The following is a 12,189-nucleotide window of genomic DNA, read 5'->3' as shown; positions in this document are numbered from 1 at the left end:
CCAGTCGGCATGATCGAACCGCAGGTGCGAATCCGCGGAATCGCCGAGGCTTCTTCGGCGCCGGAATGCCCTCCAGCGCAACGCATCGGCGACCTGGGTGACGATCGGAACGGGCTCCGTCAGGAGATGCCCTCGAATTGCCTTTGGCGGCGCCGACGGTGAAACCGATCGCGCTGCTCGTCGAGGAGTATCAGGCCGTGATGGTCGCGCCTGCTGTTTGCGCGCGTAATCGCCTCTCGCACAGCGGCCGTATGCCGGTGCAGTTCGGTGGCGCGCCTGTCCGCATTGTGATCACCGAGCAGTTGGGCGGCGGCGCGATCACATTCGATCAGTACCTCTTCGTAGGCGAGCCGGATCGGCGCCTGTTCGTCGAATCGGGTCAGCACCGCTTCGACGAATCGCAGCGGGATACGCGACAGCCGGTAGTTGATTCGCAGGAGGCGCATCGTCGTGCCGCGCAAGGTGACCACGATCGGCTCTGCGGTGGCAGTTGGTGATTGCGTCGGAGCTCCAATCATCAGGGGATTTCGGTCAACCGGCCCGAGTATGTACGCGGCGCGCTGTGAGGACGCTGAGAGACGGCGTCCCTCTGACAGTGCCGGGCGACGCCGGTCGCGCTCTCAGCGCTTCCACAGCAGCCGGCGCCGATACTGCGAACGTGAAACAGGCACCACCACTTCTCTTGCTTTCGAAGGCATCGGCGTATGGACACCACGACAATCTGATCGGACGAGCCCACGACGCCGCCGCCGACGTGCACCAGAGCACCGGCGCCGCTCTTGCATTCTCGCTGATGGTGGCCGGAGCGGCTGTTTTCCTGGCCGCAACCACCTGGCGGGCGGTGGCGGGGACGAACCGGCGTTCGGCGACACCACCGCTGATCGGCCTGCAGATCCTCGGGCTGACCGTGGCGTTGAGCGCGCTGGCCTACCAGGTCAGGGTCGGGGCGTGGGTCACCACCGCGGATCCCGTTGTGCTGGGCTGGTTCGCCGATCACCGGACGGAGTGGGTGACCGGTCCGGCAATCGCGGTCACCGACGCCGGCGGCCCCGTCGGCACCGTCCTCATCGCGGTGGTGCTGGGGGCGCTGTTGTCCCGGCGGGCACGATCACTCGTCCCGGGATTGATTCTCATCGGGACCGTCGGGGCTGCCGCGCTCGCGTCGACCGTCACCAAATCCATTGTCGGGCGGTCGCGCCCGCCGATCGTGTCCCAGGTACTCCTCGAGACCGACCACTCGTTCCCGTCCGGGCACGCGACGGGGGCGATGGTGCTGTCCACCATGGTCGCGGTCATCCTCGGATGCGGGTCGCCGGCTGCCCGGCGCGGGCTGCTGCTCGCCGCGGCGTTCACGGTGACCGTGGTGGTCGCGGTCACCCGCCTCTACCTCGGCGAGCACTGGCTCACCGACGTGATCGGCGGAATTCTCCTCGGCGGCTTCGCCGCCCTGATCGGTTCCGCGCTCTATGGCATCTGGATGCGGCGAGCCTCTGATCGCGTGCACAGTGCCACACAGGTTGATCCCCCACACGCGGTCTCACCTGTCGATGCGGCGACGACGGGACGAGCGGCGTGACGTCCTGGGGCGCCGTTCCGGCTTCTCGCCCGCGGGTGTCCGGTGGCGGAGGATGGCCCCATGAACAGCGCACCTGTGTGGCTCATTCCGTCGCGGTGGGGGCTTGCCCTGCGTTCGGCCCTGAGCGCCGGAGCGGTGGTGGCGGTCGCATTGGTGCTCGGCGCCGCAGCCCTGTTGTTCGTGCTGGACCGGACCCTGTTGTCGGCCCTGGACGACGCCGCGACCGGCCGCGCCGCCGACCTCACCGTTGGATTGCGCACCGATTCGCCCGCTGATCTCGACAGCCAGCTCTTCGACACCGACCAACGCATCGCTCTGGTGCAGGTCGTCGACAACGCCGGCGCGGTGGTGCGCTCCTCACAGGATGATCTCGGGCTCCCGGTCACCGTGGTGCGGCCACCGGTAGGCGGTGCACCGGTCCGCAGTCTGGTCTCTCACGAAACAGGCGGCGCAGATCTGCGGACCACCGTGCAAGGGGCGAACGGGGTCGGCGGCGACTACACCGTGATCGTGGCCGCGAGCGAGGAGTCGGTGGAAGCAACCCTGGCCACGGTCGGCGGGCTCGTCGCCGCCGGAGCACCGGTCATCGCCCTCGTCGCGGCGGGAGTGACCTACAAACTGGTGCGCCGATCGCTGGGCTCGGTCGAGCGCATCCGCACCCAGGTCGCCGCGATCTCGACCACCGACCTCGGTGAACGGGTCCCGGTGCCGCGTCCACGCGACGAGATCGCCGCGCTCGCCCGCACGATGAACGACATGCTTGCCCGCATCCAGGCTGGGCACGCGGCCCAGCGGCGGTTCATCGCCGACGCCTCCCACGAGCTGCGCAGCCCGCTGGCCACGCTGACCACCGCCCTCGACGTAGCCGATGCGCGGCCCGAAGTCCTGAACCGCGACCTGGTCCGCGGGACCCTGCGTCCCGAGACCACCCGCATGCAGCTTCTCGTCGACGACCTGGTGCTGCTCGCACGGGCCGACGAGCACGGATTGCCGCTGCGGGTCGCCGACGTCGATCTCGACGACATCGTCGACACCGAAGTCCGCCGCTCCCGCGCCGACACCACCGTCACGGTGACCGCAACGCTCACCCCGGTCCGCATCCGCGGTGACGCCGCCCAGCTGTCCCGGGCGGTGCGCAACCTCGTCGACAACGCCGTCCGATTCGCCGCCACCACCGTGTCCATCGGGGTGTCCCGATCCGGCCGCCAGGCGTGCGTCACCATCGACGACGACGGACCCGGCATTCCCGAGTCCGATCGTGCGCGTGTGTTCGAGCGTTTCGTGCGACTCGACAGCGCCCGCTCCCGCGCTCACGGGGGTTCCGGACTCGGACTGGCGATCGTCGCAGAAATCGTGTCGGCGCATCGGGGTTCGGTGCGCATCGACGCGGCCGAGCACGGCGGGACACGAGTGGTGGTCACGCTTCCGGTGCAGGAGGTGCGTCCGGACAGCCGGTCGTGAGTCGATAACCGACCCCGCGCACCGTGTCGATCGTGCGGGTACCGAACGGGGTGTCGATCTTGCGACGGAGATACCCCACATACACCTCGACGACGTTTTCGTCCCCCGCGTAATTCGCGTCCCACACGTTCCGCAGAATCTCGTTCTTGGTGAGCGCGGTGTCCGGGTTCCGCATCAGGTACTCGAGCAGTCCGTACTCGCGGCGGGTCAACTGCAACTCCTCGGTCCCGCGGGTGACCCGGCGGCGGCCGGGATCGAGGCTCAGGTCCCCGGCGGTGAGTACTACCGGCCGCATGGGTGCGCCGCGCCGGACCAGCGCCCGCAGCCGCGCGACCAGCACGACGTAGGAGAATGGCTTCGTGAGATAGTCGTCGGCGCCGAGGTCGAAGGCGTCGGCCTCGTCGTACTCGCCGTCCTTGGCGGTCAGCATCAGGATCGGCGTCCAGTTCTGCCTGGCCCGGATTTCGCGGACGACCTGATACCCGCTGATCCCCGGCAGCATGATGTCGAGCACGATCACATCGAACGATTCCTCGGTGGCGCGCCAGAGCCCGTCGGGTCCGGTGGCGGCGGTGACGACCACGAATCCTTCCAGCTCGAGGCCGCGACGGACCATCTGGGCCAGCCTGGGTTCATCCTCGACGACCAGCACCCTCATTGCACAGACCTGTGATCGAACACGTGACCACCGTATCCCGGCCAGGACCCGAGATGTCCGAGAGGCCTGATGCCGGAGAAATTCCGGACGCCGAGCCGTTCGTCGAGGTGACTTCGTGTGCCGCGTTCACGGTGACCGTCCTGTTTCTCAACTCCGTTGCCGCGAAGCAGAATTCGGGTGAGCGAGTCCCGTGGGGAGGCAGCGCTGTACCGCGAGCGGTGTGTGCCGAAACTGTGTGGAGAGAAGGCATTTACTGCTCGCGGTGGTGGTGGGACGGTTCCGATATGCGTCTGTTGTGCCCCTTCTGTCGGTTGGGTCCTTCTGTCAACTGGCGAGTATGCACCCGGCATCCTGTGGGAACGCTGAGAGGCGCCGGGCTCGCCCGTCGGAGTCCGGGCGTGTCTGAGACCCCGCTGAGAATCGGCGCTCAGTACTTTCCGGACAACGTTGCGGTGGAATAGCATTCGGATGCTGATGATGATCGATGCAACCGATACGTCAGTGCACCGGGCCCTCATTCCCAGGCGAGAGATGAGCTCCGGTTCGTCGGCTCCCGCCGGCCGCGACCCCAGAGGCCGGCGGGAGCCGTCGGTGTGCGCGCAGGCGGGATGATCCCTGCCGATGTGACCAGGATTCGCGGTTTTCCTTGTATCCCGAGCAGCAGGCCAAATCACCGGTTACCCTCAGCTCCTACGCATTTCGTAGAAAATTCCGAACGAATGGGGTCGGTATGACGAACATCAGCAAATCTCGCTCGAAGTACACCGGTCTTACCCGCGCCCTCGCGGTCGCAGGTGTTGCGGCGCTTGCGATGGTGCTGGGCAATGGTACCGCGTCTGCGGGCGTGGACAATTCGAGTTCCGTTGTCGATGCGAGGGGCAATCGCGTCGAGGTCCTGCAGGGTGACACTCAGTTTCAGGTCGTTCCGCCGCTGGACGGTGTGCCCACGTCGGTCGAGTTCTTTCACAACGGCTACGCCGGGGTGAATATCACCGGGCCGAATGCCGCGGAGTTCAAGGGCACCACACTCACCATCGGTTACCAGATCGGCTATCCGATCGCTCTGTCCGGCGCCACTGTGGTGCTCAACTCGCCGGGTCTCGGATTCGTGATCGGCGCAAGTAACGGAATCGACCTCGGCCTCGTCCCGACACCCTCGCTGAGCCTGAATGCGTCGAACCACGCCGACCTCGCCGGCGACATCATTCCGTCCCAGGAACTGGACATCGATCTGGCACCGGGTGGCATCACCACAGTTCCGCTCCTGGAGAACCAGTCGTTCGACGGTCCGGCGGCATCGGTGCGATTGCAGGGCATACACGGTTCCATCTCGGGCGCGCTCGGGGCAGTCACCATCCGGCCGTACGCGACAGCTGTGACGGCCGGGGGCGATACCGTCACGACCTACGGAGTGCCGCAGAAGCTCAACTAGCAGTTCACGCTTCGTGGCAGACGTTTCGGCCCGCTGCCCGACACCGATCCGCGATCGGTGCCGGGCAGCGGTGTCTGTGGTGACGCCTGCCTACGCGTTGCCGTGCTCTCGGCGAAATCGTCGGGCCGTGTCGGCGGGCGACCAAGTGCCGGTGCGGGCACGGGTCAGCGGGTAGCAGCACAGGCCGATGAGAACGGCGGCGAAGTGGCCGATCGCGGTGAAGGTCAGATGCACGAAGAGGGGTACCGCGAAGAAGGCGAGCACGCCGGCGAGGTAGAGATAGCGCCAGGGCGCCGCGATTCGGTAGGTGAGGATCGCGACCACCCCGGCCAGTCCGTAGCTGACGCCGACGTCGAGGGTGTCGACCGCCGAGGCAGGGACGCGGCCATGACGGATCGCGGCATACAGTGCACCTTCGCTGATGTAGGTGGCACCGATGTGCGCGATCGCCACCACGCACAACCATCGAAGTGTTCCCAGCCACCGCTCCGCCGGCACGTGGAAGATGTTGTAGACGATGAAGTACGTGATCCATCCGCCGCCGGCGAGCCAGAAGGCGCTCGCGATCAGGACTCGAACGGGGTCCTCGGCGAGGTGGTGCAGGTTGGTCGAGCGGTTACCCAATACGTCGTGGAGCACATCCGGCGACAGGTGCCTCGCCACCACAGTCGTGACCAGCAGTATCGCCAGCCAGACGTAGGTGCCGGGTGCCCGCCGGATGTACGTCCAGGCTGCCCGCGGAAACGATCGAAGGTGCGACGAGATGGCGGCGTCCACCGGGGTAAGTATGCGCCGGGTGGTGGTATCGGCGCAGGCACGCCGCTCGACCTCGTTCCGCATCGCGACCCTCCTCATCATCGTCGCGATGGTGGCAGTCGTTCGCGGGGGATGCCGATCTCGCGCAATTTCTGCAGGGCCCGATGCTGGTCGAGCAGCACCTCGGCGGATGTGCGCCCGAGGGAGGTCGCGGTGTCGTCGACGCTCAGTCCCACCACGAGTCGCAGGATCAGGACCTCTCGTTGGGTGCCCGGTAAGGCCGCGAGCGGTCCGGGTTTCCGGGAGGTCGGGTCGGCCGCGCCGGTGCGGTCGATCATCGAGTTCGTAGTCGCCTCGAGGACGCGCAGCAACGGCTGCTGGGGTGGCCTGCGGTGCGGAAATGCGCGCAGCGCCGTCGATGACACCGCTGTCGCGACGGAATCAGCTGTTGTGCTGTCGAGTTCGGCCCGGCAACGTCGGACCAGGATAGGCCAGACGATGTCGAGCAGGTGCCTGGCGGCGTCCCGATCTCCGGTGGCTGCCGTGTCGGCCAGGGTGTCGAGCGCACCGAACGGTGATGATCTCATCGGACCTCAGCTCACTTTCGTGTTCCACTTACCCGGTGTCAGCTGGACCCGAGCAGCCCGGCGAAGGGGTTGGTCGCGAGCAGCCCGGCGAAGGGGTTGGTGGTCGGAGCGGGGGTCTGATTGTCGGTCTGCGGGGGCCAGGGGTCGGTGTCCTGCCAGTTCTCGTGCTGTTTGTCGTGGTGGTTCCCGTCGTGCCGGCCTCGGTCCACCTGAACTTGCGCTGGTGTGGTGGTGGCAGCGAATGCCGGCGCGGTGACCGCGGCCAGCGGAATGGCCGCGAGTGCCGCTGTGACGGCGATTCTCGACAGACGTCGCCGTGTTCCCGTCGTCGTGGAGTGTGTGATCATCATCGATCCTTTCACTGGCAAACCCACCGGGGAGGTGGGTTGGTGCACCCCTGGTCGAGGAGTGCACAATCCCAGTGCAGGCCCGCATCCTGGCGGTCGGCTGGCATGAACCTGTGAATCTCCTGGCAGCATTCAGGGTGTGGGAAAAACGTAGTGGCACAACGTATATCCGCTGACGGCAATTAGGCGGAGGGTTCGACTCGGGTCCAGTCGCGAGTGATTCGTCCCCGGTCGTGGACTCTCCAGTGCGTGCCGATCCGGCGGCGGGGGCAGGTGACGACTCGACTGAGCATCCACTCGCCACCGGTGTTGTCGAGTTCCGCGTCGACGGCGAGGACGAGTTCAGCGGTGCACCGGTCGACGAACCGATGGCCCAGAATGCCGGCGCGTACGAGGATCTCCCCGCTGCGGAGTGCGAACCCACGCGAGCTGATCGCATTGGTCGACAAGGACACCCGACCGCGGGCGAGGCTGCGGATCCGCCAGGTCGGCACGTACACCCGGCGCCCGCCGACCGCGGCCACGATTCCGGTTACCGGTGGGGACTCCTTGCCGCCGTCGACTCGGACGACGATGTCGTCGACGCGACCGACAGACCGGCCGGTACGGGCGATGATCGATTTACCGAGCAACCGCGCCACAGTCACGACCGTCCGCGCCGACCCCGTGGTGGGCGCCGCAGAGGAACTGCGCCGATGGGCATTCATTGCGGTCTACTTCTGTTTCATACCTTGCTGTTTCGTCGATCTATTCTGCGAAATGCCAGGGCTTGGCAGTGTGCGGGGGACTGCCGGGGTGATGCGACCCCATGTGACCAGGCTACGCACGGTCGCCGGGCGATGATCCTGCCCTTCCTGAGTATTCGCTGAGGATCTGAAATGAATGGTCTTGCGTCGGAGTATGTTCGATATGTGCCCCGCTTCGCCCAGTGCTGGGAGCACCCCTCGGTCACGCCTTGCGGCAGGCGGAAGTCCCACATGTGGATGGCGCGCCACGCCGAGGTGGAGTGGGACAGTGGCAGCAACCTCGAGAGGTCGTCATGAATATCGTCAAGAATGTCATCGTGGTCGGATCCGTCGCGGCGGGCTTCGCGCTGGCTGGTCCGGGAATGTCTCTCGCGTCGGCGGCGACGCCCGCGCAGACGGTCGTCAATCAGCCGTCGGCGCCGTCCTCCACGCCGCCCAAGGAACCGACCTGTGGTCCGTTCCAGGACGCCCCGCACTGGGATTTCGACGCGCCGAGCAATCCCCTCGGTGACTGGTGCACGCAGTGGCAAGGGCAGCCGCGGGACACCACCAAGGACGGTGGCGGGGGCACCGTCTTCATGAAATGACGCCGAACCCGCCCCCGGTGTGAATCCTGTTGTGAGGCATGCCGGCGTTTTCACCCGGCACGGGTGATGGCCGGGTGGGCGCCGCGGGGGCACCGTGTTCGGATGGGTACTTCGTTCGACGACGTCGCCAGAGGGTTCACGCCCGCACACGCCGGGCTGGCCCGGTCTGCGGGGGTTCCTGCCGCACTGGCGGGTGAAAGCTATGTGGAGGCCCTCGCCCGCGTCGTCTACTACTGGGGATACCCGGCGGTGGACACGTTCGGCCGCACGTCCATGTGGGACCTCATGGAGGGCAGGGCCGGACTGCAACTCGGCATCCTGCCCGGCGCACCGAAGAACCGCACCGGTGCGCTGGCCGACTACATGAGTCCGGCGCAGCGGTGGGTGGTCTCGCCGAACAACGACACGATCTACGGTGTCGGGTTCGCCGATCTGACCCGGGACGCCGTAGTCGTCCAGACGCCGACCGACGTTCCCGCCAGACACTACTGGACCGTCCAGATCGTCGACGTACTCACCAACGTCATCCACCAACTGGGCTCGGCCGCAGGCACACCCGGCGGTAAGTTCCTGCTCGTCGGACCCGCCTGGGAGGGGCACGAGGCCGCGGAATTCGTGAGCGTCCTGCGGATGCCTACCAACGTGGCCGCGGTGATTCCGCGCAGCTTCGCCGCGCACTCGGAGGAATCCAAGCAGCAGGCCCGCGTCGTCCTCGACCAGATCGGGATGTATCCCCTCGACGAGGATCAGCCCGGGCAACGATCGTTCGGATACGAGGCCGACGCCGCCACTGCCATCTTTCCCCCGGGCCTCACCGCCGAGATGCTCGCGGCGAATCCGGACGCCAGCAGGCCGCAATGGGTCAAGCCGGAATCGTTCTGGGCCGATCTCGGCGCGATGCTCGACTTCAATCCCCGGATGAGTGACTCCGACACCCCGATGGCCGATCAAGCGCGCACACTCGTCGCGTTGCACCGATCCGACGAGTCGTACCGCGCGCTCCTCGACCGTGCCGCGCTCAGCGCCGACGTCGCCCTCCATGCGTCTGCGACCTACGTCCAGGTCGGCGTGGACGTCGGCAACGGGTGGCAGCGCCAACGCAACGGCGGTGTGTGGGGTACCGACTGGTTCGGCCGGGCCCTCGCCTCGGTGATCTACATCTACGTCAACGACTTCCACGAGGCGGTCTACCTGATCCGGGGCACCGACAGCGCCGGTGGTCTCCTCCACGGCCGCGAGCAGTACACGATGACGTTCGCCGAGAACGCCCTGCCACCGGTCGACCGAAGCCGTGGCGGGTTCTGGTCGTTGACCATGTACGACAAGGACGCTTTCATGCTCGCCGGTGCCCCCGGTGGGCGTGTCAATCTCGGCACCGTCGACCTCGACGCCGGCGACCTCGTGTTCCGCGACGGGACACTCACTGTGCACCTGTCGCACGAGGAGCCCAGTGACCCTGCTGCACGGGCGAATTGGCTCCCCGCGCCCGACGGTGAGTTCTGTCTGATCATCCGTGCGTACGTCCCCGACCGGACCATCCTCGACGACTCCTACCAGTTCCCGGACGTCATCCGAAAACAGTAGGCGGGTTCGGGTTCACCCGTGTCGGGTGAGGTGTGTGAGCGCACGAGTGTCGAGGCTGTCAGCAGGAGTATAGGCGAGGAGAGGCGCATCATGGTCAAGCCATTTCGCGGTGTTGTCAACGTCGATATCCGGGATTCGGTCCCGGATTGGACGCCGTTCGAGCCCCCTCGGGCCCCTGACGGAGCGCCGAACGTGCTCTACATCGTGCTCGACGACGTCGGATTCTCGGCAATGGGATGTTACGGCGGGCCGATCGAGACGCCGAACATCGATCGGATCGCTGCGAAGGGGGTTCGGTACACGCAGTGGCACACCACGGCGCTGTGCTCGCCCACGCGGTCCTGTTTGCTGACCGGGCGAAACCACACGCGTAACAGCATGGCCTGCATCACGGAGGCGTCGATCGGATTCCCCAATGCGAGTGGCACGATCCCGCCGGAGAACGGCATGCTCTCGGAGATCCTCGGCGAGCGGGGTTGGAACACATACATGGTGGGCAAATGGCACCTGTGCCCGACGGACGAGATGAACCTGGCGGCGACCCGCCGAAACTGGCCGAGCGGGCGTGGTTTCGAGCGCTGGTACGGGTTCCTCGGTGCGGAGACCAACCAGTGGTATCCGGATCTGGTCTACGACAACCACCCGGTCGACCAGCCCAGTTCGCCGGAGGACGGTTACCACCTCACCGACGACATCACCGACAAGGCGCTCGAGTTCATCAAGGACGCCAAGGTGATCGCGCCGGAGAAGCCGTTCTTCCTCTACTACGCGCCCGGTGCGTGTCACGCTCCGCATCACGCCCCGGAGGAGTGGATCGCGAAGTTCGAGGGCAAGTTCGACATGGGTTACGACGCGGTCCGTGAGCAGACCCTTGCCCGGCAGAAGGAGATGGGCATCGTCGCGGCGGACACCGAGCTGCCGCCGATCAATCCGATCGGCACCCCCGACACCCGGTCGGGACCCGAGGGGCAGCCGTTCCCGGAACTCGACTACACCCGCCCGTGGGACACGCTCAACGACGACGAGAAGCGGCTGTTCGCGCGGATGGCCGAGGTCTACGCGGGTTTCCTGGCCCACGCCGATCATCACATCGGGCGGGTGCTCGACTATCTCGAGCAGAACGACGAGTTGGAGAACACCGTGATCGTGGTCGTCTCCGACAACGGCGCGAGTGGTGAGGGCGGCCCGAACGGCTCCGTCAACGAGATGAAGTTCGCCAACGGCATCCCGGACGACCTCGCGGAGAACCTCTCGAAGCTCGACGATCTCGGCGGACCCAAGACGTACAACCACTACCCGAACGGTTGGGCGATGGCGTTCAACACCCCGTTCAAGATGTGGAAGCGCTACGAGTTCAACGGCGGCACCGCGGACCCGTGCATCATCTCGTGGCCGGCCGGAACGAAGGCGCGGGACGAGATCCGTGACCAGTACCATCACGCGATCGACATCGTGCCGACGCTCCTGGACCTGATCGGCGTCGAACCACCCGAGACCATCAAGGGCCATACCCAGGCCCAGTTCGACGGCGTCAGCATGCGGGGCACGTTCGAGGACAAGTCCGCGCCCTCGGCGCGCCGGACCCAGTTCTACTCGATGCTCGGCTCGCGATCGATCTGGCACGAGGGTTGGAAGGCCGTCACGACGCACCCGACCATCGCCGGGTGGGGCCACTTCAACGAAGACGAGTGGGAGCTCTACCACACCGATGTCGACCGGGCAGAGGTGAACAACCTGGCGTCGGAGCACCCGGACAAGCTGCGGGAATTGGTGAACATCTGGTTCGCCGAGGCCGGCGCGAACCTGGCGTTTCCACTCGACGATCGATCGGGTGTCGAAATCATGGGCACGCCCCGCCCCCAACTGGCCGCTGCCCGCGACCGGTACGTGTACTACCCGGACGTGGCCGCGGTGTCCGAATGGCAGGCGGTCAACACCCGCGGGCGGTCCTTCGTGATCGGGGCGCTCGTCGACATCCCCGAGCCGGGCGCCGAGGGCGTGCTCTTCGCGATCGGATCCCGCTTCGGCGGGCACGCACTGTACGTGAAGGACAACCGACTGCACTACGTCAACAACTTCGTGGGCAGCGACGAACAGATGATCGTCGGCTCCGAGGACGTCCCCACCGGCACCGACCTGATTCTGTCCGCGTCCTTCGACAAGGACGAGCAGGAACCTGCCGCCACCTTGGGAACACTGTCCCTCTTCCATGGGGATCGGAAGGTCGGCGAGGGCCGGATCAGAACTCAGATGGGGGCGTTCGCGATCGCCGGTGCGGGGCTGTACGTCGGCAGGCACCCGGGCGAGCCGATCACCGACGACTACCCCGGCGAATCACCCCATCGTTTCACCGGCGGCACGATCAACCGGGTCGCGATCGACGTCAGCGGTGAACCGTACCTCGACCTCGAGCGGGAAGCCGCCCTGATGCTGATGCGGGAATAGAGGACTTGAC

At 66.5% G+C, this 12,189-nt stretch carries 12 protein-coding genes; 7 read left to right on the top strand and 5 right to left on the bottom strand.

Features of this window, described 5'->3' with window-relative positions; translation table 11 throughout:
* Window positions 1-158 precede the first annotated feature (158 nt).
* The 3 genes from AC1DWT_RS08310 (at window position 159) to AC1DWT_RS08300 (ending at window position 3,037) form a co-directional block, all read left to right on the top strand.
* Window positions 159-497 (top strand): hypothetical protein, encoded by a 339-nt coding sequence (locus AC1DWT_RS08310; protein WP_167372186.1) that lies wholly within the window; start codon window positions 159-161, stop codon window positions 495-497.
* 161 nt (window positions 498-658) lie between these two features.
* Window positions 659-1,576 carry a phosphatase PAP2 family protein gene (locus AC1DWT_RS08305; RefSeq protein WP_241031417.1) on the top strand — a complete coding sequence of 306 codons (918 nt, stop codon included), beginning with the start codon at window positions 659-661 and terminating at the stop codon, window positions 1,574-1,576.
* A gap of 60 nt (window positions 1,577-1,636) precedes the next feature.
* The gene (locus tag AC1DWT_RS08300) at window positions 1,637-3,037 is read left to right on the top strand and encodes a sensor histidine kinase (RefSeq protein ID WP_072943728.1); all 1,401 of its coding nucleotides are present in this window, start codon (window positions 1,637-1,639) and stop codon (window positions 3,035-3,037) included.
* On the opposite strand, the gene AC1DWT_RS08295 is transcribed toward AC1DWT_RS08300, so the two are convergent.
* Window positions 2,994-3,695 (bottom strand): response regulator transcription factor, encoded by a 702-nt coding sequence (locus tag AC1DWT_RS08295; protein WP_206014207.1) that lies wholly within the window; start codon window positions 3,693-3,695, stop codon window positions 2,994-2,996. The two genes, AC1DWT_RS08300 and AC1DWT_RS08295, sit on opposite strands and share 44 nt — an antisense overlap.
* Window positions 3,696-4,425: 730 nt before the next feature.
* On the opposite strand from AC1DWT_RS08295, the gene AC1DWT_RS08290 reads away from it, so the two are divergent.
* Window positions 4,426-5,127 (top strand): MspA family porin, encoded by a 702-nt coding sequence (locus AC1DWT_RS08290; RefSeq protein WP_095865539.1) that lies wholly within the window; start codon window positions 4,426-4,428, stop codon window positions 5,125-5,127.
* Between the two features lie 90 nt (window positions 5,128-5,217).
* Here AC1DWT_RS08290 and AC1DWT_RS08285 read toward each other — a convergent pair whose 3' ends face one another.
* The 4 genes from AC1DWT_RS08285 to AC1DWT_RS08270 form a co-directional block, all read right to left on the bottom strand.
* A complete protein-coding gene (locus AC1DWT_RS08285; protein WP_241031418.1) occupies window positions 5,218-5,967 on the bottom strand; it encodes a rhomboid-like protein in 750 nt (249 codons plus the stop codon).
* A 14-nt stretch (window positions 5,968-5,981) separates the two neighbouring features.
* Window positions 5,982-6,470, bottom strand: a complete 489-nt coding sequence (locus AC1DWT_RS08280; protein ID WP_072943723.1) for a sigma factor-like helix-turn-helix DNA-binding protein — start codon at window positions 6,468-6,470, stop codon at window positions 5,982-5,984.
* A 38-nt stretch (window positions 6,471-6,508) separates the two neighbouring features.
* Window positions 6,509-6,817, bottom strand: a complete 309-nt coding sequence (locus tag AC1DWT_RS08275) for a hypothetical protein (protein WP_477920239.1) — start codon at window positions 6,815-6,817, stop codon at window positions 6,509-6,511.
* Window positions 6,818-6,999: 182 nt separating this feature from the next.
* Entirely contained in the window at window positions 7,000-7,524 is a 525-nt protein-coding gene (locus AC1DWT_RS08270; RefSeq protein WP_206014211.1) for a PRC-barrel domain-containing protein, read from the bottom strand.
* Window positions 7,525-7,856: 332 nt separating this feature from the next.
* On the opposite strand from AC1DWT_RS08270, the gene AC1DWT_RS08265 reads away from it, so the two are divergent.
* From AC1DWT_RS08265 to AC1DWT_RS08255, 3 genes are all read left to right on the top strand, one after another.
* Window positions 7,857-8,150 carry a hypothetical protein gene (locus AC1DWT_RS08265; RefSeq protein ID WP_072943717.1) on the top strand — a complete coding sequence of 98 codons (294 nt, stop codon included), beginning with the start codon at window positions 7,857-7,859 and terminating at the stop codon, window positions 8,148-8,150.
* A gap of 102 nt (window positions 8,151-8,252) precedes the next feature.
* Window positions 8,253-9,734: a DUF1254 domain-containing protein gene (locus AC1DWT_RS08260; protein WP_241031419.1), complete on the top strand. Its 1,482-nt coding sequence runs from the start codon at window positions 8,253-8,255 to the stop codon at window positions 9,732-9,734.
* Between the two features lie 90 nt (window positions 9,735-9,824).
* Window positions 9,825-12,179, top strand: a complete 2,355-nt coding sequence (locus AC1DWT_RS08255; RefSeq protein WP_095865545.1) for an arylsulfatase — start codon at window positions 9,825-9,827, stop codon at window positions 12,177-12,179.
* Window positions 12,180-12,189 lie beyond the last annotated feature (10 nt).

It is taken from the genome of Rhodococcus sp. P4_B6 (assembly GCF_056402215.1).
Note: the sequence above shows the minus strand (reverse complement) of the source record. Positions and strands in the feature narration are given on the sequence as shown.